Here is a 19842-nt window from a genome sequence, read left to right on the forward strand (position 1 = left end):
GGAGGGCGGTCAAAGGTCGGCCGGCAGCGGCTCCTTGAGCCACTGCTGGGAGTTTTTCTCCAGGGCGCCGTCGGCCTTGGCGGCCGTGAGGATCTGGTTGACCTTGTCCAGCAGCTCCGGCTGGTTCTTGTTGACCCCGACGTAGACCGGCGAGTCCTTGAGCTTGATCTTCATCGCCGGGATGCGTTTCGGGTTGCGCTGGCTGATGGCGACCATCACCACGTTGCCGCTGGCGATCAGGTCGACCTGGCCGGCGAGGTAGGCGGCGATGGTCGAGTTGTTGTCCTCGAAGCGCTTGATGGTCGCGCCCTGGGGCGCCACGGCGGTCAGCTCGATGTCCTCGATGGCGCCGCGGGTGACGCTGATGGTCTTGCCCTTGAGGTCGTCGAGGCTGGCGATGGCGGCGTCGGGCGGGCCGAACACCGCGAGGTAGAAGGGCGCGTAGGCCCGGGAGAAGTCGATGACCTTTTCCCGTTCCGGGTTCTTGCCGAGGCTGGAAATCACCAGGTCGACCTTGCCGGTGGTGAGGAACGGGATGCGGTTGGTGCTGTTGACCGGAGTCAGCTCCAGCTTGACCTTGAGCTGTTCGGCCAGCAGGCGTGCGGTGTCGATGTCCAGGCCGCGGGGCTGCATGTCCGGGCCTACCGAGCCGAACGGCGGGAAATCCTGGGGCACGGCCACCTTGAGGGTGCCGCGGGCGATCACGTCGTCCAGGGCGCTGGCCTGGGCCGGGGCCTGGCTCAGCAGCAGGCTGGCGAACAGGGCAGAGAGCAGGGCGCAACAGCGTTTGGTCATGGCGAATCTCCGCAAGTCTTGGGAAGTGAATGCTGTGTGGCGACAGAGCACAGGCCATGCCAATACCGGGAAAAGGCCGTGGATACGCGGTTTTCAGTGGTTTTTTCGGTCTTACTGGTCTGAACAGTTGGGCTTTTTTTCGCACCTGGATCGAGCATCGCGGGGCCGCGCCGAACCCCCGTGGGGCACGACTTGCCGGGTTCGGCGAATAGCTTTACAAGGGAGCTTTTCCTGCACCGGTCAGCCGCCAATCCATGAATTCGATCACCCGTGCCGTACCCGAACTGGCCCTGCAAGCCATTCGCCAATTGATCATCGAACGGGGCTTCGGTCCGGGGGATGCGCTGCCCTCGCAGCGGGAGCTGGCGGTGCAATTGGGGGTCAGCCGGGCGTCGCTGCGCGAGGCTCTGTCCTCCTTGAGCGCCCTGGGGCTGATCAGTGTGCAGCCGGGCAAGGGGGTGTTCGTCCAGGCACCTGAAACGGTTCCGGCCGGTGCCGGATTGAGCTGGCCGTTCGCCGCCCAGGCCTCGCCGGTGGATATCTTTCAGTTGCGCTATGCCCTGGAGGGGTTCGCTGCGGGCCTGGCGGCGGTGACCCTGACCGCCGATGAGCTGGATGCCCTGGAAGATAATGTGCAGGCCATGCGCCGTGAGTTGCGGGCCGGGGATTTCGAGGCGGCGGCGCGGCTGGACTTCGAGTTTCACCAGAAGATCCTCCTGGCCAGCGGCAATCAGGCGATGCTGAGCATCCTCAGCGCCAGTGCCGAGATCTTCCTGGAGAGTCAGAAGCTACCGTTCATCCGACCCGAGCGGGCCATGGAAACCTGGCAGGAGCATCGCAAGATCCTCCGTGCCCTGGTCCGGCACGCTTCCGGAGCGGCACACAAGGCCATGCAGGAGCATGTGCGCAATGCTGCCCTGCGCACTGGAATCGCCTTTGTCACCCCCGCATCTTCCTGAGCTGAGCTATACCCAAACTCATGGGGGACCATAGTGAGAGTCAATCATCTCCGGCTTCCTGAACGCGGGAAGGGCAGATATGATGGGCCACGTTTTTTTGCTTACAACCTGGAGAATTCCATGAGCAGCGATCTTATCAAACACGTCAGCGACGCCAGCTTCGAGACCGACGTACTCAAAGCCGAAGGCGCTGTACTGGTCGACTACTGGGCTGAGTGGTGCGGCCCATGCAAGATGATCGCTCCGGTTCTGGACGAAATTGCTGAAACCTACAAAGGCAAACTGACCGTTGCCAAGCTGAACATCGACGAAAACTCGGAAACCCCGGCCAAGCACGGCGTGCGTGGTATCCCGACTCTGATGCTGTTCAAGAACGGCAACGTCGAGGCCACCAAGGTCGGCGCACTGTCCAAGTCGCAATTGGCCGCTTTCCTCGACGCCAACATCTAAGCGTCGATTTCAGTGCCCTGGAAAAGCCCCGCAAAATGCGGGGCTTTTTCGTAATTGAGGGCTAGACGCTCCGAAACTCAGGTGTTACATTCGGCCCCGCACTGGTTTCTCCAGTGCCCCCTGCAAGCTGTCGCCGACGCTCTCCTTTTCGAATAAGTACGCGATCCTGTCGCCTTCTCTGCGGCGCGGCCTCATTAAGCCAAAAGCTTAATTTCCCCCCTCTATAAATGATTACGTCATTCCTATATGAATCTGACTGAACTCAAGCAAAAGCCGATTACCGAACTGCTCGAATTGGCCGAACAGATGGGCATAGAAAATATGGCCCGTTCGCGCAAGCAGGACGTGATTTTCTCCCTGCTGAAAAAGCACGCGAAAAGCGGTGAGGAAATCTCCGGTGATGGCGTGCTGGAGATCCTCCAGGACGGCTTCGGCTTCCTTCGCTCCTCCGACGCCTCCTACCTGGCCGGCCCGGACGATATCTACGTCTCGCCAAGCCAGATCCGTCGCTTCAACTTGCGCACCGGTGACACCATCGTTGGCAAGATCCGCCCTCCCAAGGAAGGCGAGCGTTACTTCGCGCTGCTCAAGGTCGATACCATCAACTACGACCGTCCCGAGAACGCCAAGAACAAGATTCTGTTCGAAAACCTGACGCCGCTGTTCCCGACCGTGCGCATGAAGATGGAAGCCGGCAACGGTTCCACCGAAGACTTGACCGGTCGTGTCATCGACCTGTGCGCGCCGATCGGCAAGGGCCAGCGTGGTCTGATCGTTGCTCCGCCGAAGGCGGGCAAGACCATCATGCTGCAGAACATTGCTGCGAACATCACGCGCAACAACCCAGAAGTTCATCTGATCGTGCTGTTGATCGACGAGCGTCCGGAAGAAGTGACCGAGATGCAGCGCACCGTGCGCGGCGAAGTGGTCGCCTCCACCTTCGACGAGCCGCCAACCCGTCACGTGCAAGTGGCCGAGATGGTGATCGAGAAGGCCAAGCGCCTGGTCGAGCACAAGAAGGACGTGGTGATCCTGCTGGACTCCATCACCCGTCTGGCCCGCGCCTACAACACCGTGATCCCGAGCTCCGGCAAGGTCCTGACCGGTGGTGTCGATGCCCACGCCCTGGAGAAGCCGAAGCGTTTCTTCGGTGCTGCGCGCAACATCGAAGAAGGCGGCTCGCTGACCATCATCGCTACCGCGCTGGTTGAAACCGGCTCGAAGATGGATGAAGTGATCTACGAAGAGTTCAAGGGTACCGGCAACATGGAGCTGCCCCTGGACCGCCGTATTGCCGAGAAACGCGTATTCCCGGCCATCAACATCAACAAGTCCGGCACCCGCCGCGAAGAGCTGCTGACCGCCGATGACGAGCTGCAGCGCATGTGGATCCTGCGCAAGCTGCTGCATCCCATGGATGAAGTCGCTGCCATCGAGTTCCTGGTCGACAAGCTGAAACAGACCAAGACCAACGATGAGTTCTTCCTGTCGATGAAGCGCAAGTAAATCGATCAGGCCAGCAAGAGCCGGGGAAACCCGGCTTTTTGCTATCTGACATTCTCTATTCTGAACCTGTGGGTTCGGCGCTAAACTGCCTGCCCCGAATGCCACGGCGAAAACGAGGCTCACGCATGCAGTATCGCGACTTGCGCGACTTTATCAGCGGCCTGGAACAGCGCTCGGAACTCAAGCGCATCCAGGTCCCGGTGTCCCCTGTGCTGGAAATGACCGAGGTCTGCGATCGCACCTTGCGTGCCAAAGGCCCGGCCCTGCTGTTTGAAAACCCCACCGGTTATGACATTCCCGTGCTCGGCAACCTGTTCGGCACCCCCGAGCGCGTGGCCCTGGGGATGGGCGCCGAAGCCGTCAGTGAACTGCGGGAAATCGGCAAGCTGCTGGCCTTCCTCAAGGAGCCCGAACCGCCCAAGGGGCTCAAGGACGCCTGGTCCAAGCTGCCGATCTTCCGCAAGATCATTTCCATGGCGCCCAAGGTGGTCAAGGACGCGGTCTGCCAGGAAGTGGTGATCGAGGGCGACGACGTCGACCTGGGCATGCTGCCGGTGCAGACCTGCTGGCCCGGCGACGTCGGGCCGCTGATCACTTGGGGCCTGACGGTGACCAAGGGGCCGAACAAGGACCGGCAGAACCTGGGCATCTATCGTCAGCAGGTGATCGGCCGCAACAAGGTGATCATGCGCTGGTTGAGCCACCGTGGCGGCGCGCTGGATTACCGCGAATGGTGCGAGAAGCACCCGGGCAAGCCGTTCCCGGTGTCCGTGGCCCTGGGCGCGGATCCGGCAACCATTCTCGGCGCGGTGACCCCGGTGCCGGACAGCCTCTCCGAATACGCCTTCGCCGGCCTGCTGCGGGGCAACCGCACGGAGCTGGTGAAGTGCCGCGGCAACGACCTGCAAGTGCCGGCCACTGCCGAAATCATTCTTGAGGGGGTGATCCATCCCGGCGAGATGGCCGATGAAGGTCCCTATGGCGACCACACGGGTTATTACAACGAGGTCGACAGCTTCCCGGTGTTCACCGTGGAGCGCATCACCCATCGCACCAAGCCGATCTACCACAGCACCTACACCGGCCGGCCACCGGATGAGCCGGCGATCCTCGGCGTGGCGTTGAACGAAGTGTTCGTGCCGATCCTGCAGAAGCAGTTCCCGGAGATCACCGACTTCTACCTGCCGCCCGAAGGCTGCTCCTACCGCATGGCGGTGGTGACCATGAAGAAGCAGTACCCGGGCCACGCCAAGCGCGTGATGCTGGGTGTCTGGTCGTTTTTGCGACAGTTCATGTACACCAAGTTCGTTATCGTCACCGACGACGATATCAATGCCCGGGACTGGAACGACGTGATCTGGGCCATCACCACGCGCATGGACCCCAAGCGCGACACGGTGATGATCGACAACACCCCGATCGATTACCTCGACTTCGCCTCGCCGGTGTCCGGCCTGGGTTCGAAGATGGGGCTCGACGCCACTCACAAGTGGCCCGGAGAAACCACCCGAGAGTGGGGCCGGGTCATTGTCAAGGATGAGGCGGTCACCCGCCGGATCGATGCCATCTGGAATCAGTTAGGAATAGATTGATGCGTGTAACCTTGCAGCCCTCCGGAGCAGTGCTTGAGACGCTGCCCGGCGAGCGGATTCTCGATGCGGCGCGGCGCCTGGGCTATGAATGCCCGCAAAGCTGTCGCAATGGCAACTGTCATGTGTGTGCCGCGCTGCTGGTGGAGGGCAGCGTGCAGCAAGCCGGCGATGTGCGTGATCACGGCGAGTTCTACACTTGCATTGCAGAGCCGCTGGAAGACTGCATCGTGCTGTGGGATGGCGTCCTTGCGCTGGGAGAGTTGCCGGTGCGCAGCCTGTCGTGTCAGCTCACTGAATGCCTGGAAGTCGGCGGCGATGTCTGGCGGGTCAGGCTGCGGGCTCCGGCCGGCAAGCCACCGCGCTATCACGCGGGCCAGTACCTGATGCTGGAGCGCGATAACGGCGAGAAGTCGGCGTTCTCCCTGGCTTCGGCGCCCCATTGCGGGCGGGATCTGGAGTTGCACGTACTGGTGCGCGAAAACAGTGCGCAAAGCCTGATGCAGCAGTTGCAACGCGAGCGCATGGCGCGGATCGAGATGCCGTTCGGCGATACCCACCTGGCCGAGCTGCCGGACGGTCCGCTGGTGCTGATCGCCGCCGGGACCGGCATGGCGCAGATGCACAGCCTGATCGAGCACTGCCGGGCCAAGGGCTTCAAGCACCCGGTGCATCTGTATTGGGGCGTGCGCCGGCCGGAAGACTTCTACCAGCTGGAACACTGGGATGAATGGCAGCAGTTGCCCAACCTGTATCTGCACAAGGTGGTCAGCGACCTGTGCGGCTGGGAGGGACGCTGCGGCATGCTGCACGAGGCGGTGTGCGAGGACATCACCGACCTGTCCTCGGTGCATGTCTATGCCAGCGGCTCGCCGGCCATGATCTACGCCACCTTGGACGCACTGGTGAATGCCGGGATGGACGCCCATCAGATGCGGGCCGACGTGTTCGCCTACGCTCCGCGGCCCTGACGGCATCTGATCGGGGCTGTTCTTTATAACTCTGTATATAGCCCATCGGTATTTATCTAATTAAATAAATTCCGGTAGGTTATATATAAGCTTTCAACTTGAGTGCCGCTCTAATGGCACTTAACTTGCCTTGAAACTTTTGTGTCTTGTAGTTACTGCCAGGCGTTCTATTAAGTAACTTCTTTTACGCGGGGAGCTGAACGCTATTCGCCATGACAGCCCTTGAATCCAGTTATCTGAATCTGGCTTACCCTCCGCGGCTCGATCTGGGGCCGCAGCTGACCCACGAACAACTTCGCAGCTCCATGCAATCCACCATGGCCCGGCACAAGGGTGGTCCGGTCTGGCTGTTCGCCTACGGTTCATTGATCTGGCGCCCGGAGTGTTCGGCGGTCGAGCGCATGCGCGGACGGGTGCACGGCTATCATCGCGGTCTGTATCTATGGTCACACGAGCATCGCGGCACGCCGGAAATGCCGGGCTTGGTGTTCGGCCTGGATCGTGGCGGCTCCTGCAGCGGCTTCGCCTACCGCCTGCCGGAGGAGCATCTGGACGCCTCGCTGTATGCCCTGTGGCAACGTGAAATGCCTTATCCCTCTTACCGTCCGCACTGGCTCAACTGCCGTCTTGAGGATGGCAGCCAGGTCCAGGCCCTGGGATTCGTGCTGGAGCGGCACCTGCCCAGCTATGCCGGCAACCTGCCGGATCATGTGCTGAGCCAGGTGTTCGAGAGCGCTTGCGGGCGTTATGGCACCACCCGCGATTATGTCGAGCAAACGGTCCAGGCCCTGCGCAGCCACGCCATGCCGGATCGCAATCTGGAGGCACGGCTCAAGCGCTGCAAGGGCGTTGCGGCCCATTGACGAAAGCCGGCCTCAGCGGACCTGCACCACCACTTTGCCCACTGCCTTGCGCTGCCCCAGATCATCGATGGCCCGGGCGGCTGCCGTCAGAGGATAGACCTGGGACACCAGCGGCTTGAGCTTGCCTTCGGCGAACCAGCCGAACAGCTGCTGGAAGTTCGCCGCGTTGTCCTGAGGCTGGCGCTGAGCGAAGGAGCCCCAGAACACGCCCACCACCGCCGCGCCCTTGAGCAGCGCCAGGTTCACCGGCAATTCGGGAATGCGTCCGCTGGCAAAGCCCACCACCAGCAGGCGACCGTTCCAGGCGATGGAGCGAACGGCCTGATCGAACAGGTCGCCGCCCACCGGGTCGTAGATCACGTCGGCGCCGTTGCCGTCGGTCAGGCGCTTGACCTCGTCCTTCAGGCTGCTTTCGCTGTAGTTGATCAACTCATCGGCGCCGGCGGCCTTGGCCACGGCGAGCTTTTGCGCGCTGCTGGCGGCAGCGATCACCCGGGCGCCCATGGCCTTGCCGATTTCCACCGCCGCCAGTCCGACTCCGCCCGAGGCGCCGAGCACCAGCAGGGTTTCACCGGGCTGCAGGTTGCCGCGCTGCTTGAGGGCATGCATCGAGGTGCCGTAGGTCATGCTGAACGCGGCGGCGGTGTTGAAGTCCATGGCGGCGGGAATCGGCAGCACGTTGTAGCCCGGCACCGCCACCTGTTCGGCAAAGCTGCCCCAGCCGGTCAGGGCCATGACCCGGTCACCGACCTTGAGATGGCTGATCTTCTCGCCCACCGCGCTGACGACCCCGGCCGCCTCGCCACCCGGGGAGAAGGGGAAGGGGGGCTTGAACTGGTATTTGCCCTCGATGATCAGGGTGTCCGGAAAATTCACCCCAGCGGCATGCACGTCCAGGAGGATCTCGTTCTTCTTCGGCACGGGACTTGCGACCTCTTCCAGCACCAGCGTTTCGGCGGGGCCGAAGGCTTTGCACAGCACGGCTTTCATCAGGGCTATTCCTTTGGGGTTGGTGGCCGATAAGTGTAGGAGCGTGAATCAGGCGGTCAACGAGCATGCCCGGCCCTGATGGGCAGCCATAAGCTTGTGCTTGGGCTCAGGCGGGCGGGCCTTTATGCTAGGCCGCAAACCGGATTAAGGAGCGAATTGTGAAAGCGTGGATCATGTTGCTGCTGGCCCTCTCTCTGCCGATGGCAGCGATGGCCGAAGAGGCCAAAGAAGGTGAAGCACCGAAAGTCAGCTACATCAGCCTGAGCCCGCCCTTTGTCGGCAACTACGGCCTGGATGGCGGCCCGAAGCTCAAGGTCTACAAGGCCGACGTGGCCCTGCGAGTGACCGGCGATGCCTCGGCCCAGGCGGTCAAGGCCAATGAGCCGCTGATTCGCAATCAGTTGGTGGCGCTGTTTGCCCAGCAGACCACCGAGACCATGAACAACGTCGAGGCCAAGGAGAAGCTGCGCCAGGAAGCCCTCAAGCAGGTGCAGCAAGTGATGAGCGATGAAACCGGCAAGCCGGTAGTGGAAGACCTGTTGTTCAACAACCTGATCATCCAGTAACCCTGCCCGCCGTAGGAGCTGGCTGGCCAGCGAAGACGCCCGAGAGGGCGACGCAGGGCTGAGGCCCCTTCGCCGGCCAGCCGGCTCCTACAAGGCGTGGCTCACGAGGCCAGGCTCTTGCGAAAGCGCGCCAGGGCGATGGCGAAGAACACCAGCCCGATTGTCGCCAGGGCCAGCAGGTCGGGCCAGACCACACTGACGCCCGCATCACGAAACAGGATCGCCGCGCTGAGGCTGACGAAGTGCGTGGATGGCGAGCCCTGCATCACCCACTGCAGCCACTGCGGCATGCTGTCCAGCGGTGTGCTGCCGCCGGACAGCAGCAGCATCGGGATGATCACCGGGATCGCCAGCAAGCCGAATTGCGGGGTCGAACGGGCCAGGGTGGCGAGGAAGATGCCCAAAGCGGTGCTGGCGAACAGATACAGCGCCGTGACCATCAGGAACAGCGCCATCGAGCCCGCCAGAGGCACCCCCAGCACGCCCTTGACGATCACCTCCAGCGATATCCAGGTGCACAGCACCACCACCAGCATGTTGCTCCAGACCTTCGCCAGCATGATTTCCAGCGCCGTCAGCGGCAGCACCAGCAGATGATCGAGGGTGCCGTGTTCGCGTTCGCGCAGCAGCGCGGTGCCGGTGAGCACGATGGCCAGGATGGTGATGTTGTTGACGATCTGGATCACCGCCAGGAACCAGCCGCCTTCCAGATTGGTGTTGAACAGGGCGCGGGTGGTCAGCAGGGCCGGGGCCTTGCTTGCGGCATCCGCCTGATTGGCATAGCTGAGCAGCTCGCGCTGGAAGATCCGACCGATGTAGCCGGCGCCCATGAACGCTTGGCTCATGGCGGTGGCGTCGACGTTGACCTGCACCGCCGGCTGGCGGCCGGCCAGCAGGTCACTCTGGAAGTTGGCGGGAATGTTGATCACGAAGGTGTACTGGCCGCTGTCCATCACTTCGTCCAGTCGGTTGTAGGGCAGCGACACCGGGGCCTGGAACTCCGGTGGCTGCAGGGCTTCGGCCAGCTGTCGCGACAGTGCGCTGTGGTCCTCGTCCACCAGCGCCACGCTGGCATTGTGCACCCCGATCACCGAGCCGGCGGCGGGCATGTAGATGGCCACGGTGAAGGCATACATCAAGAACAGCAGCAGGACGCTGTCGTGGCGCAGGCTGGTGAGCTCCTTGAGACCCAGGCGCAGGATATGGGCGAGCCGGTTCATCAGACCTCCTGCTTTTTCAACATGACCAGGCTGAGCCCGGTGAAGCCAAGGAAGAACCCGATCAGGGCCAGGCATTGAGGCCAGAGCTCACGCAGGTCCAGGGCCTTGGTGAAGGTGCCGACGGCAATGTCGAGGAAGTGCCCGGCGGGGAACAGCTGGCCCATGATCGCCGCCGCTCCTTCCAGGGACGAGCGCGGCACGATCAACCCGGAGAACTGGATGGTCGGCAGGCTGGTGATGATCATGGTGCCGAGGATTGCCGCGATCTGGGTGCGGGTGAAGGCTGAGATCAGCAGGCCCATGCTGGTGGTGGCCAGCACGTAGAGCACCCCGCCCAGGGCCAGGGTCAGGCCGCTGCCCTTGAAGGGTACGCCGAACAGCCAGCGGTTCATGGCCACCAGCAAGCCCAGGTTGATCAGGCTCACCACCAGGTAGGGCGCCTGCTTGCCCAGGAGAAATTCCAGGCGGGTCAGGGGCGTGGCATAGAAGTTGGTGATCGAGCCCAGTTCCTTCTCGCGCACGATGCCCAGGGCGGTGAGCATGGCCGGAATGAACGCCAGGATCAGCGCCATGACCCCGGGCCCGATGGCGTTCACGCTGACCACATCCTGGTTGTAGCGAAAGCGCGTTTCCAGCTTGGCGGCAGGTCTTGAGTTCAGTGCCGGGCTGCTGTGTTCAGCCAGCAGTTCGAGGTTGGCCTGGTGGACCGCCTCGACATAGTTGCGGCTGGTTTCCGCGCGAAACGGCATGCCGCCGTCCAGCCAGGCGGCCACTGTCGGTTGGCGCCCGGCATACAGATCGCGGCCAAAGCCGGGAGGGATTTCCAGGGCCAGCTTGATCTCCGAACGCTGCAGGCGCTGGTGCAGTTCAGGGGCGCTGCGGATGCTCGGTTTTTCCTCGAAGTAGCGTGAGCCGCGAAAAGCCTCCAGATAGGCGCGGCTTTGCGGTGTCTGGTCCTGGTCGTAGACGGCGAAGGCCAGTTTCTCCACGTCCAGGGAAATGCCGTAGCCGAAGATCACCATCATGAAGATCGCCCCCAGCAGGGCGAAGCCCAGGCGTACTTTGTCCCGCAGCAGTTCCTTGCCTTCGCGGGTGGCCACCGCCAGCAGCCGGGCCAGGCTCAGGCCCGAGCGCGGAGGGGCGATGGCGTGGCTCGAGGCAACCGCCGGAGGCGGCGCTGGCGCTGCATCCGCGGCTCCTTGGGCGTCTTCCAGGCAGCGGACGAAGGCGGCTTCCAGGGTGTCGCCGGCAAACTGCTGTTGCAGCGTCGCGGGCGTGTCGCAGGCCAGTACCTTGCCGGCGTGCATCAACGAAATGCGGTCGCAGCGCTGGGCTTCGTTCATGAAGTGAGTGGAGAGGAAGATGGTCACGCCCTGTTCCCGGGACAGCTCGATCAGCAGGCGCCAGAAGTCGTCACGGGCGGCCGGGTCGACCCCGGAAGTGGGCTCGTCGAGGATCAGCACTTCCGGCCGGTGCAGTACCGCCACTGCCAGGGACAGGCGCTGGCGCAGGCCCAGGGGAAGGGCGCCGGACTGTTGCTCGGCAATTGCCCCGAGATCGAAGCGCTGGATCAGTTCCTCGATGCGCGGGCCGCTTTGCGCCGGTGGCAAGTCGAACAGGCGGGCATGCAGGTCCAGGTTCTGGCGCACGCTGAGCTCGCCGTACAGGGAAAAGCTCTGGGACATGAAGCCGACCCGTTTACGGGTGTCCAGGTCCTTGGCGTCCACCGGGTTGCCCAGCAGTTTGGCGCTGCCTTCGGTGGCGGGCATCAGTCCGGTGAGGACCTTCATGGTGGTGGTCTTGCCGCAGCCGTTGGAGCCGAGGAAGCCGAATATCTCCCCGCGCCCGATGGCGAAGCTGACTTTGTTGACCGCGGTGAAGTCGCCAAAGCGCAGGGTCAGTTCGTGGGCTTCGATGGCGATGTCGTGGTTGTCGCCGGAGCGGGGCGGAATGACCAGCGGCTGATTGTCGTGGCCCGTGTCGCCCTGGAAGTGGGTGAAGGCGTCATCCAGCTTGCCGCTGGCCGTGACTTTCGCCAGTTCCTGGCTCAGGCCCTGGGCAATCATCCGGCCCTTGTCGAGCATCAGGCAGTGTTCGAACTGCTCGGCTTCCTCCATGTAGGCGGTGGCCACCAGCAGGGTCAGTTGCGGACGCTGCTGGCGCACGTCTTCCACCAGTTCCCAGAAGCGCCGCCGGGACAACGGGTCGACCCCGGTGGTGGGCTCGTCGAGAATCAGCAGGTCCGGTTCGTGGATCAACGCGCAGCACAGGCCGAGTTTCTGTTTCATCCCGCCGGACAGCTTGCCCGCCGGGCGCTCGGCGAAGCGCAGCAGGTCGGTGGCCAGCAGCAGGCTGTGCATGCGCTGTTCGCATTCGTCACGGGGCAGGCCGAACAGGGTGGCGAAGAAACGGATGTTTTCGCTGATGGACAGGTCGGGGTACAGGTTGCCCCCCAGGCCCTGGGGCATGAAGGCGATGCGCGGATAAAGGCTGCGGCGGTGGCGGCGCTGGGAAATGGCCCCACCGAGCACTTCAAGCTCGCCCTGCTGGAGCTTCTTGACCCCGGCGATCAAGCCCAGAAGGCTCGACTTGCCGGCGCCGTCCGGCCCGATCAAGCCGCAGCGGGTGCCCGCCGGCAGGTTGAAGCTGATATCGATCAGGGCCTGCTGTGAGCCGTAGCGATGGCCAATGCCGCTTGCCTGCAGCGCCAGGCCGCTCATTTCAGGTTGGCCGGCCAGTCCACGGGAGCCGTGCGCACATAGCCGGCACCGGGCATTCCCGGTTTGGCCTGGGGCACGGTGGCAGGTTGAGTCAGGCGCACCTTGACCCGAAACACCAGCTTCTGGCGCTCGTCCCGGGTTTCCACTTCTTTGGGGGTGAACTGGGACTTGGCGGCGACGAAGCTGATCTTCGCCGGCAGTGGCTGGTTGGGCAGGGCGTCGAGGAGGATTCGCGACTCATCGCCAACGGTCAGGCGACCGGTCACCGAGGCCGGCAGATAGAGGTTCATGTATTGATCGTTGGGGTCGATCAGCAGCAGCACCCGGCCACCGGCACCCAGGACTTCGCCGGGCTCGGCCAGGCGCAACTGAATGATGCCGTCGATGGGCGCCCGCAGGCTGCTGTCGTCAATCTCGCTGGTGAGCTGGGCCACCTGGGCCTGAGCGGCGCCAATGGCGGCCTTGACCGCCGCGACCTGGGCTTGGGCGGCCAGCACCGCTGCGTTGCCGGTGGTCAGGCGGGCTTGCTGCTGGTCGATGAGTTGCTGGCTGGCGAAGCCGCGGCGGAACAGTTCCTGGGAACGCTTGAGCTCCTGGTTGGCCAGCAGTTGTTCGCTCTGGCGCAACTGGACGTTGGCTTCGGCGGCCGACAGGTTCTCCCGCGCCCGCAGCACCTCGGCCTCGGCCTGGTTGCGCTGGGCCTCCAGGGTGCGGGTATCCATGCGGGCCAGCAGTTGCCCCTGGAGCACTTTGTCGCCTTCGTTGACACGCACTTCCGCCAGGCGTCCGGGGATCTTGCTGGCGATCTGCACCTCGGTGGCCTCAAGGCGGCCATTGCCCATGCTCAGGCCTTCCGGCAGGCGATCCTGGAGGGACTTCCAGTAGCCGAAGCCACCGGCGGCGAGCAACAGAATCAAGAGGGAAACAGCGAAAATGCGGGAAGAACGGTGGTTCGTCGACATGTATTCTGCGTCCTGCGGCTATAGCGTCCAAGTCTGACAGAGCCAGGCTCTCGCCCGCTTGATGCTCGTCAAATGAAAGGGGCAAGACTAAACCTATTGTCCGCAGGCTGCATGGCGATCGGGGCAAAATAACCGCCACTGCCGCCGTGGCCCGGATCAGGCCCGGCGACTCGGGGAAGGCTCAGAGCAGGGCGAGGACGGCAGCCCATTGCTCGGCGGTGACCGGCATCACCGACAGGCGGCTGCCCTTTTGCACCAGGGGCATCTCGGCGAGGGCGGCCTGCTGCTTGAGGTAGTCCAGGCGCAGGACCTTGTCGAAGGTCTGCACGTGGGCCACGTCGATTGCGCTCCAGGCATTTTTTTCGGCGCTGGCCTTGGGGTCGAAGTAGTGGCTGTCCGGTTCCAGGGCGGTCGGGTCCGGGTAGGCCGCCTTGATGATCCGGCCGATACCGGCGATGCCGGGTTCCGGGCAACTGGAGTGATAGAAAAAGAACTCATCACCGACGGTCATGGTGCGCAGAAAATTGCGCGCCTGATAGTTGCGTACGCCATCCCAACGGGCTTGGCCTAGCTGCTGCAGGCCGAGGATCGAGAGTTCGTCCGGCTCGGATTTCATCAGCCAATAGGCCATGTTTCTTACCCTCCAAAGGGTGATTGGGCAGGTTGCCGGAGGATTTTATGACAAACCGACGGTCGGTTGACGCCAGCGTTTGCGTGTCGGTTCACGTTATCGCAAAATGCCGGGATTTTAAGCTTGACGCTGCTGCACGGCCTGTTATGGAAACCGTTGCTGTCATCGTGTGTGACTTGCCCGAGGGGGGGCAATCGATGAAACGCCAACCGGATTTACTATGGATTTTGGTTATTTTGTTCGGTTTGGGCGTTGTAACCACCGGTTATGCGCAAAGCTTGTGGGCCAACAAGACCGATGCTCCGATCGAGATCGCCCAACAGCCGCAACCCTTCAAGCGCTGAACCTGCCCGGGCGTCGCTGAGCGAACGCGACGTCTATCGGGCGCAGTACCATCCCTGATCCGTCACGGTGCCTTGTAGCGGCACATCCCAGCTGGCCTGATCCAGTCTCGCGACTTTCTGGCACTCATGAGCCAGGCCCAGCAGTGTCGGCTTGCGCCAGTTCTGGCGGCGCGCCAGGTACGCCAGGCTGCGGTCGTAGAAGCCACCGCCCATTCCCAGGCGACCTCCCTCTTCATCGAATCCCACCAGGGGCAGGAGCACCAGATCCAGTGCCCAGACCTTGCGCTGGCGCGCGGCGTTGATCCGCGGTTCGAGAATGCGAAAGCGGTTGGGGCGCAGTTTTTCTCCGGGGCGGATGCGCTGGAACACCATCTTGGTTCGTGGCCAGGCACTGAGCACAGGCAAGTAGGTAGCCTTGCCCCGGCGTTGGGCGGCACGCAGCAGCAGGCGCGGATCGATTTCGCCATCGGTGGGCAAATACAGGGACAGGTGTCGGGCCCGACGAAACACCGGGTTCTGCGCCAGTTGGCGGTACAGGTCACGGGCGGCCTGGCGTTGCTGGGCTGGTGTGAGGGCACGACGGGCTTTACGCAGCATGCGTCGAAGTTGCGGGCGGGAAAGCGGCGCAGGTTCGGTCATGGAGGAGGCTATGGAGAGTCGGACATGGCAGAACAGCCTACCCGGAAAAACCAATGCCAGCATGGATAACTGGCATTGGCCGACAATTCAGGCTCCCCAGGCGAACCGCTGTCGACTTAGCCCTTGAACCCGAAAGTTCAAGGCGGAAGATGCAGCAGGCTTTAAGGCTTTCCGTCTAGCGGACATGCACACCAGCCCAACGTGCAACTTCCAGGGTAGTGCGAATCGGCTCAGGGACATCGCCAACTGGCAAGCACCCCAGGGAGTGGCGCGAGTATACCGCAACCGCTGTCAGGAATCAGCTTTGCTTGCGTCCGAATCGGTGGCCAGGACCAGGTCAACACGTTCCAGCAGATCCCGTACCTGTTCGCGGGTGGTGGCGCTGGCCTGCACATCCGGACGCTCCTGGCGGTGCAGCAGATCGTGGGTGATGTTCAGCGCGGCCATGACCGCAATGCGATCGGCGCCGATGACTTTGCCACTGCTGCGGATCTCGCGCATCTTGCCGTCCAGGTAACGGGCGGCGCTCACCAGATTGCTGCGTTCTTCCTGGGGGCAGATGATCGAATATTCTTTGTCGAGGATCTGCACGGTAACGCTATTGCTTGAACTCATGAGTCTTGCTCCAGGGCCTTGAGGCGCGAAATCATCGATTCGACCTTACGCCGGGCGATTTCGTTTTTTTCAATGAGGTGCGCGCGTTCCTCGCGCCAGGTCTTTTCCTGAGCTAATAAGAGTGCGTTTTGACTCTTTAGTTGCTCGACCCGGGTAATAAGCAGTTCGAGTCTGGCCATCAGTGCGTGCAGGTCGGTGTCTTCCATTGTGTCCCACTGAAGTTGGTCTGATGAGTGGCAACTGGCTGGACAGCGCCTGGGTGGCCTGAACGGTCCTTGCGCATTCGGTGCTGTCCGGTCGGCAATCTGTCCGTCGCCCAAGGCCCGGCGGACCGCTGTAACGGGGCGCTAGGCGCAACGCGGCGCTGGCAATGAATGATGACACGCCCTACGATACAAGGCCTTCATTCTAGACATTGCGCCGCTTGGCGCCTAGCTGCCCATGCCCATTCAGAATTCCCCGTACAACGCCTTCGCCACCCTGCTCAGCAGCAGTGGCCATCCTGTTTCTCCTGCCGAATTGCACGGCCTGTTGCTGGGTCGCAGCTGCGCCGGCGCCGGGTTCGAGGTCGACGGCTGGCTGGTTGACGCCGCCGAGCTGCTCGAAGGCGAGCCGCAGGACAACGTGCGCAACGCCTTGATCGGCCTGCAGGAAATGGTCAAGGGCGAACTCACCAGCGACGACATGACCGTGGTCCTGCTGCTGCCCAGCGACGACGCTCCCCTGACCGAGCGTGCCGCGGCCCTGGGCCAGTGGTGCCAGGGCTTCCTCGCCGGTTTCGGCCTCAACTCCCGTGACAGCAGCGCCCTGAGCGCCGAGGCCACTGAAGTGTTGCAGGACCTTGCCGCCATCGCTCAGGTCCAGGATGCGCTGGAAGAGTCCGACGACGGTGAAAGCGACTACATGGAAGTGATGGAGTACCTGCGGGTCGCGCCGTTGCTGCTGTTCACCGAAACCAACAAGACCGTTGCACCGGCTGCCAAGCCTTCTCTGCACTGATCGACAGGGAACTGCATCTGCCCATGATTCATATCCCTAAAACGGAATACAGTCGTCGCCGCAAGGCGCTCATGGCGCAGATGGAGCCCAACAGCATTGCGATCCTGCCGGCGGCAGCCGTGGCCATTCGCAACCGCGATGTGGAGCACGTCTACCGCCAGGACAGCGATTTTCAGTACCTCAGCGGCTTCCCCGAGCCCCAGGCCGTGATTGTGCTCATGCCCGGTCGCGAGCATGGCGAGTACGTGCTGTTCTGCCGCGAGCGCAATGCCGAGCGCGAGCTCTGGGATGGCCTGCGGGCAGGCCAGGAAGGCGCGATTCGCGACTATGGCGCGGACGATGCGTTCCCCATCACCGACATCGACGACATTCTCCCGGGCCTGATCGAAGGTCGCGACCGGGTCTATTCGGCCATGGGCAGCAACCCTGAATTCGATCGTCATTTGATGGAGTGGATCAACGTGATCCGCTCTAAAGCGCACCTTGGCGCCCAGCCGCCGAACGAATTCGTTGCCCTGGATCATCTGCTGCACGACATGCGCCTGTATAAATCGGCGGCGGAAGTGAAGGTGATGCGCGAAGCCGCGCGGATATCCGCCCAGGCCCATATCCGCGCCATGCAGGCCAGTCGCCCCGGATTGCACGAATTCAGTCTGGAGGCCGAGCTGGATTACGAGTTCCGCAAGGGCGGGGCGAAGATGCCGGCTTATGGCTCCATTGTCGCGGCGGGGCGCAACAGTTGCATCCTGCACTACCAACAGAATGACGCCCTGCTCAAGGATGGCGATCTGGTGCTGATCGACGCCGGTTGTGAAATCGACTGCTACGCCAGCGATATCACCCGGACCTGGCCGGTCAACGGCAAGTTCTCGCCCGAGCAGAAGGCGATCTATGAACTGGTGCTGGCGGCCCAGGAAGCGGCGTTTGCCGAGATCGCCCCGAACAAGCACTGGAACCAGGCGCACGAGGCGACGGTTCGGGTCATCACCGCCGGTCTGGTGAAGTTGGGCCTGCTGGAAGGCGCGGTGGATGAGCTGATAGCCAGCGAGGCCTACAAAGCGTTCTACATGCACCGTGCCGGACACTGGCTGGGCATGGATGTACACGATGTCGGCGAGTACAAGGTCGGCGGCGAGTGGCGGGTGTTGGAGGTCGGCATGGCGCTGACCGTGGAGCCGGGCATCTATATCTCCCCGGACAACCAGCAGGTGGCTAAGAAGTGGCGCGGCATTGGCGTGCGCATCGAGGACGACGTGGTAGTGACCAAGCAGGGCTGTGAAATTCTGACGGGCGGCGTGCCGAAAAGCGTCGCCGAGATCGAGGCGTTGATGGCCGCTGCCTGGGTCCAGGCGTCATGAGCCGGGTCAATCTGGCCATCATCGGTGGCGGCCTGGTCGGAGCCAGCCTGGCCCTGGCCCTGCAGGCCGGAGCCAAGGCCCGGGGCTGGACGATCGTGCTGATCGAGCCGTTCGCCCCCGGCGACAGCTTCCAGCCCAGCTACGATGCACGCTCTTCGGCGCTGTCCTTTGGCGCCCGGCAGATCTACCAGCGCCTGGGCCTGTGGCAGGCGATTTCCCGGCGGGCCGAGCCGATCAAGCAGATTCACGTGTCTGACCGCGGGCGCTTCTCCACGGCGCGCTTGTCGGCCATGGAAGAAGGCGTTCCGGCCCTGGGTTATGTGGTGGAAAACGCCTGGCTCGGCCAATGCCTGTGGCAGGGCCTGGACAAGGACGTGATCAGTTGGCGCTGCCCGGCGGAAGTCACCCGCCTTGAGCCCCTGGAGGGCGGCTATCGCCTGACCCTGAATGACGAAACCACCCTGGAATGCGACCTGGCGGTGCTCGCCGATGGCGGTCGCTCCGGCTTGCGCGAACAGTTGGGGATCGGGGTCAGGAATCGCCCTTACAACCAGAGCGCGCTGATTGCCAACATCACCCCCAGTGAAGCCCACAACGGCATGGCCTTCGAGCGCTTCACCGATGATGGCCCGATGGCGCTGCTGCCCTTGCCGGACAACCGTTGCGCGCTGATCTGGACCCGCCAGGGCATGGACGCCCAGCGTCTGGCCGATCTGGATGAGCGCAGTTTCCTCAGCGAACTGCAGGGCGTGTTCGGTTACCGCCTGGGCACCCTGAAACAAGTAGGGGCGCGGCATCTGTATCCGCTGTCCCTGGTGGAGGCCGAAGAGCAGGTGCGCCCCCATCTGGTGGTACTGGGCAACGCCGCCCACAGCCTGCATCCGATTGCCGGCCAGGGCTTCAACCTGTCGCTGCGTGACGCTCAGGCCCTGGCGGATGCCTTGCTGGCCAGCGAGCGCTTGCCGGGGGATTTTGCCGTGCTGCAGGCCTATCGCGAGCGCCAGCGCCTGGACCAGAGCCTGACCGTGGGCTTTTCCGACCAGGTCACCCGGCTGTTCGGCAGCAAGCTGCCGCTGCTGTCGGTGGGGCGCAACCTCGGCTTGCTCGGACTGGACCTGCTGCCCCCGGCCAAGCGCTGGTTTGCGCGCCAGGCCATGGGCCTGGGTACTCGCCCGGATGCGTGAGTGGCTGACCCGACGGTTCGGCAAGGCCCGCCTGTTGCGCTGCTTGATGAGCCTGTATCCACCCTACCTGGGAGCCGGAGTGCGGGTCCGCCGGATCAGCGCGGATTTTCGCGAGGTCGAGGTTCGCATGGGCCTGGGCTGGTACAACCGCAACTATGTCGGCACCCAGTTCGGCGGCAGCCTGTATTCGATGGTGGACCCGTTTTTCATGCTGATGCTGATGGAGAACCTGGGGCGCGACTACATCGTCTGGGACAAGGCGGCAGCCATCGATTTCATCGCCCCGGGCAGGGGACCGGTATTTGCCCGGTTCAGTCTCGACCCGGCGCTGCTTGACGAGATCCGCCGGCAGACCGCCAGTGGCGAGAAGTACCTGCCGCAGTTGCAGGTCGAGATTCATGACGGCTCCGGCACCCTGGTGGCGCGGGTCGATAAAACCCTTTATGTGCGGCGCAAGCCGCAAGCGAGACAGGCCTAAAGC

21 protein-coding genes and 1 other RNA gene are annotated in these 19842 nt (G+C 63.2%); 12 read left to right on the forward strand and 10 right to left on the reverse strand.

Annotation, left to right across the window (positions count from 1 at the left end; genetic code table 11):
• Window positions 1–9: 9 nt before the first annotated feature.
• Complete coding sequence (locus ACMGG8_RS05105; RefSeq protein WP_060841653.1) at window positions 10–795, reverse strand: transporter substrate-binding domain-containing protein; 786 nt, start codon at window positions 793–795, stop codon at window positions 10–12.
• A gap of 254 nt (window positions 796–1049) precedes the next feature.
• On the opposite strand from ACMGG8_RS05105, the gene ACMGG8_RS05110 reads away from it, so the two are divergent.
• From ACMGG8_RS05110 to ACMGG8_RS05135, 6 genes are all read left to right on the forward strand, one after another.
• Window positions 1050–1754 (forward strand): FadR/GntR family transcriptional regulator, encoded by a 705-nt coding sequence (locus tag ACMGG8_RS05110; protein ID WP_060844939.1) that lies wholly within the window; start codon window positions 1050–1052, stop codon window positions 1752–1754.
• Window positions 1755–1874: 120 nt separating this feature from the next.
• Entirely contained in the window at window positions 1875–2204 is a 330-nt protein-coding gene (gene trxA / locus ACMGG8_RS05115) for a thioredoxin TrxA (RefSeq protein WP_060841651.1), read from the forward strand.
• A gap of 246 nt (window positions 2205–2450) precedes the next feature.
• The gene (gene rho, locus ACMGG8_RS05120; RefSeq protein ID WP_016967176.1) at window positions 2451–3710 is read left to right on the forward strand and encodes a transcription termination factor Rho; all 1260 of its coding nucleotides are present in this window, start codon (window positions 2451–2453) and stop codon (window positions 3708–3710) included.
• 125 nt (window positions 3711–3835) lie between these two features.
• Entirely contained in the window at window positions 3836–5302 is a 1467-nt protein-coding gene (gene ubiD / locus ACMGG8_RS05125) for a 4-hydroxy-3-polyprenylbenzoate decarboxylase (RefSeq protein WP_060841650.1), read from the forward strand.
• Window positions 5302–6270, forward strand: coding sequence for a CDP-6-deoxy-delta-3,4-glucoseen reductase (locus tag ACMGG8_RS05130; RefSeq protein WP_060841649.1), 969 nt, complete (start codon window positions 5302–5304; stop codon window positions 6268–6270). The genes ubiD and ACMGG8_RS05130 overlap by 1 nt, the downstream gene beginning before the upstream one ends.
• A 212-nt stretch (window positions 6271–6482) precedes the next feature.
• The gene (locus ACMGG8_RS05135; protein WP_060844938.1) at window positions 6483–7133 is read left to right on the forward strand and encodes a gamma-glutamylcyclotransferase; all 651 of its coding nucleotides are present in this window, start codon (window positions 6483–6485) and stop codon (window positions 7131–7133) included.
• A gap of 12 nt (window positions 7134–7145) precedes the next feature.
• On the opposite strand, the gene ACMGG8_RS05140 is transcribed toward ACMGG8_RS05135, so the two are convergent.
• Window positions 7146–8123, reverse strand: a complete 978-nt coding sequence (locus tag ACMGG8_RS05140; RefSeq protein ID WP_414159263.1) for an NADPH:quinone oxidoreductase family protein — start codon at window positions 8121–8123, stop codon at window positions 7146–7148.
• Between the two features lie 158 nt (window positions 8124–8281).
• On the opposite strand from ACMGG8_RS05140, the gene ACMGG8_RS05145 reads away from it, so the two are divergent.
• Window positions 8282–8689: a flagellar basal body-associated protein FliL gene (locus tag ACMGG8_RS05145; protein ID WP_060841646.1), complete on the forward strand. Its 408-nt coding sequence runs from the start codon at window positions 8282–8284 to the stop codon at window positions 8687–8689.
• A 101-nt stretch (window positions 8690–8790) separates the two neighbouring features.
• Here ACMGG8_RS05145 and ACMGG8_RS05150 read toward each other — a convergent pair whose 3' ends face one another.
• From ACMGG8_RS05150 to ACMGG8_RS05165, 4 genes are all read right to left on the reverse strand, one after another.
• The gene (locus ACMGG8_RS05150) at window positions 8791–9909 is read right to left on the reverse strand and encodes an ABC transporter permease (RefSeq protein ID WP_060841645.1); all 1119 of its coding nucleotides are present in this window, start codon (window positions 9907–9909) and stop codon (window positions 8791–8793) included.
• Window positions 9909–12629 carry a ribosome-associated ATPase/putative transporter RbbA gene (gene rbbA / locus ACMGG8_RS05155; protein ID WP_414159264.1) on the reverse strand — a complete coding sequence of 907 codons (2721 nt, stop codon included), beginning with the start codon at window positions 12627–12629 and terminating at the stop codon, window positions 9909–9911. The genes ACMGG8_RS05150 and rbbA overlap by 1 nt, the downstream gene beginning before the upstream one ends.
• Entirely contained in the window at window positions 12626–13591 is a 966-nt protein-coding gene (locus tag ACMGG8_RS05160; RefSeq protein ID WP_060844935.1) for an HlyD family secretion protein, read from the reverse strand. Before ACMGG8_RS05160 ends, rbbA begins: the two co-directional genes overlap by 4 nt.
• Before the next feature lie 181 nt (window positions 13592–13772).
• Entirely contained in the window at window positions 13773–14222 is a 450-nt protein-coding gene (locus ACMGG8_RS05165; RefSeq protein WP_060844934.1) for an EVE domain-containing protein, read from the reverse strand.
• A gap of 197 nt (window positions 14223–14419) precedes the next feature.
• Here ACMGG8_RS05165 and ACMGG8_RS05170 point away from each other — a divergent pair, with 197 nt between their 5' ends.
• Window positions 14420–14566 (forward strand): hypothetical protein, encoded by a 147-nt coding sequence (locus tag ACMGG8_RS05170; RefSeq protein ID WP_085984450.1) that lies wholly within the window; start codon window positions 14420–14422, stop codon window positions 14564–14566.
• Between the two features lie 33 nt (window positions 14567–14599).
• Here ACMGG8_RS05170 and ACMGG8_RS05175 read toward each other — a convergent pair whose 3' ends face one another.
• From ACMGG8_RS05175 to ACMGG8_RS05190, 4 genes are all read right to left on the reverse strand, one after another.
• On the reverse strand, window positions 14600–15205 hold the full coding sequence (locus ACMGG8_RS05175) for a 5-formyltetrahydrofolate cyclo-ligase (RefSeq protein WP_060841641.1): 606 nt from the start codon (window positions 15203–15205) through the stop codon (window positions 14600–14602).
• Window positions 15206–15294: 89 nt separating this feature from the next.
• A non-coding RNA gene (gene ssrS / locus ACMGG8_RS05180) (6S RNA) lies at window positions 15295–15473 on the reverse strand.
• Window positions 15474–15496: 23 nt separating this feature from the next.
• The gene (locus tag ACMGG8_RS05185; protein ID WP_016962902.1) at window positions 15497–15820 is read right to left on the reverse strand and encodes a cell division protein ZapA; all 324 of its coding nucleotides are present in this window, start codon (window positions 15818–15820) and stop codon (window positions 15497–15499) included.
• The gene (locus tag ACMGG8_RS05190) at window positions 15817–16026 is read right to left on the reverse strand and encodes a TIGR02449 family protein (protein WP_011064144.1); all 210 of its coding nucleotides are present in this window, start codon (window positions 16024–16026) and stop codon (window positions 15817–15819) included. Before ACMGG8_RS05190 ends, ACMGG8_RS05185 begins: the two co-directional genes overlap by 4 nt.
• 235 nt (window positions 16027–16261) lie before the next feature.
• Between ACMGG8_RS05190 and ACMGG8_RS05195 the strand changes: the two genes are divergently transcribed.
• From ACMGG8_RS05195 to ACMGG8_RS05210, 4 genes are read left to right on the forward strand one after another with little or no spacing between them, the layout of a single operon-like run.
• Window positions 16262–16819 (forward strand): YecA family protein, encoded by a 558-nt coding sequence (locus ACMGG8_RS05195; RefSeq protein ID WP_016962903.1) that lies wholly within the window; start codon window positions 16262–16264, stop codon window positions 16817–16819.
• A 23-nt stretch (window positions 16820–16842) separates the two neighbouring features.
• Window positions 16843–18177 (forward strand): Xaa-Pro aminopeptidase, encoded by a 1335-nt coding sequence (gene pepP / locus ACMGG8_RS05200; RefSeq protein ID WP_414159265.1) that lies wholly within the window; start codon window positions 16843–16845, stop codon window positions 18175–18177.
• Window positions 18174–19361 (forward strand): 2-octaprenyl-6-methoxyphenyl hydroxylase, encoded by a 1188-nt coding sequence (gene ubiH, locus ACMGG8_RS05205; RefSeq protein ID WP_414159266.1) that lies wholly within the window; start codon window positions 18174–18176, stop codon window positions 19359–19361. Before pepP ends, ubiH begins: the two co-directional genes overlap by 4 nt.
• Window positions 19354–19839, forward strand: a complete 486-nt coding sequence (locus ACMGG8_RS05210; RefSeq protein ID WP_108545031.1) for a DUF4442 domain-containing protein — start codon at window positions 19354–19356, stop codon at window positions 19837–19839. Before ubiH ends, ACMGG8_RS05210 begins: the two co-directional genes overlap by 8 nt.
• Window positions 19840–19842: the final 3 nt, after the last annotated feature.

This window comes from Pseudomonas sp. BNK-45 (assembly GCF_047456255.1).
Lineage (GTDB): Bacteria > Pseudomonadota > Gammaproteobacteria > Pseudomonadales > Pseudomonadaceae > Aquipseudomonas.

Excerpts from the sequence above, each read along its gene's own strand:
- rbbA (WP_414159264.1), bottom strand. The coding sequence starts at position 12,629 with ATGAGCGGCCTGGCGCTGCAGGCAAGCGGCATTGGCCATCGCTACGGC.
- ACMGG8_RS05105 (WP_060841653.1), bottom strand. The coding sequence starts at position 795 with ATGACCAAACGCTGTTGCGCCCTGCTCTCTGCCCTGTTCGCCAGCCTG.
- ACMGG8_RS05175 (WP_060841641.1), bottom strand. The coding sequence starts at position 15,205 with ATGACCGAACCTGCGCCGCTTTCCCGCCCGCAACTTCGACGCATGCTG.
- pepP (WP_414159265.1), top strand. The coding sequence starts at position 16,843 with ATGATTCATATCCCTAAAACGGAATACAGTCGTCGCCGCAAGGCGCTC.
- rho (WP_016967176.1), top strand. The coding sequence starts at position 2,451 with ATGAATCTGACTGAACTCAAGCAAAAGCCGATTACCGAACTGCTCGAA.
- ACMGG8_RS05185 (WP_016962902.1), bottom strand. The coding sequence starts at position 15,820 with ATGAGTTCAAGCAATAGCGTTACCGTGCAGATCCTCGACAAAGAATAT.
- ACMGG8_RS05130 (WP_060841649.1), top strand. The coding sequence starts at position 5,302 with ATGCGTGTAACCTTGCAGCCCTCCGGAGCAGTGCTTGAGACGCTGCCC.
- ubiD (WP_060841650.1), top strand. The coding sequence starts at position 3,836 with ATGCAGTATCGCGACTTGCGCGACTTTATCAGCGGCCTGGAACAGCGC.
- ACMGG8_RS05150 (WP_060841645.1), bottom strand. The coding sequence starts at position 9,909 with ATGAACCGGCTCGCCCATATCCTGCGCCTGGGTCTCAAGGAGCTCACC.
- ACMGG8_RS05135 (WP_060844938.1), top strand. The coding sequence starts at position 6,483 with ATGACAGCCCTTGAATCCAGTTATCTGAATCTGGCTTACCCTCCGCGG.
- ACMGG8_RS05160 (WP_060844935.1), bottom strand. The coding sequence starts at position 13,591 with ATGTCGACGAACCACCGTTCTTCCCGCATTTTCGCTGTTTCCCTCTTG.
- ACMGG8_RS05210 (WP_108545031.1), top strand. The coding sequence starts at position 19,354 with ATGCGTGAGTGGCTGACCCGACGGTTCGGCAAGGCCCGCCTGTTGCGC.
- ACMGG8_RS05190 (WP_011064144.1), bottom strand. The coding sequence starts at position 16,026 with ATGGAAGACACCGACCTGCACGCACTGATGGCCAGACTCGAACTGCTT.
- ACMGG8_RS05110 (WP_060844939.1), top strand. The coding sequence starts at position 1,050 with ATGAATTCGATCACCCGTGCCGTACCCGAACTGGCCCTGCAAGCCATT.
- trxA (WP_060841651.1), top strand. The coding sequence starts at position 1,875 with ATGAGCAGCGATCTTATCAAACACGTCAGCGACGCCAGCTTCGAGACC.
- ACMGG8_RS05195 (WP_016962903.1), top strand. The coding sequence starts at position 16,262 with ATGCCCATTCAGAATTCCCCGTACAACGCCTTCGCCACCCTGCTCAGC.
- ubiH (WP_414159266.1), top strand. The coding sequence starts at position 18,174 with ATGAGCCGGGTCAATCTGGCCATCATCGGTGGCGGCCTGGTCGGAGCC.
- ACMGG8_RS05140 (WP_414159263.1), bottom strand. The coding sequence starts at position 8,123 with ATGAAAGCCGTGCTGTGCAAAGCCTTCGGCCCCGCCGAAACGCTGGTG.
- ACMGG8_RS05165 (WP_060844934.1), bottom strand. The coding sequence starts at position 14,222 with ATGGCCTATTGGCTGATGAAATCCGAGCCGGACGAACTCTCGATCCTC.
- ACMGG8_RS05170 (WP_085984450.1), top strand. The coding sequence starts at position 14,420 with ATGAAACGCCAACCGGATTTACTATGGATTTTGGTTATTTTGTTCGGT.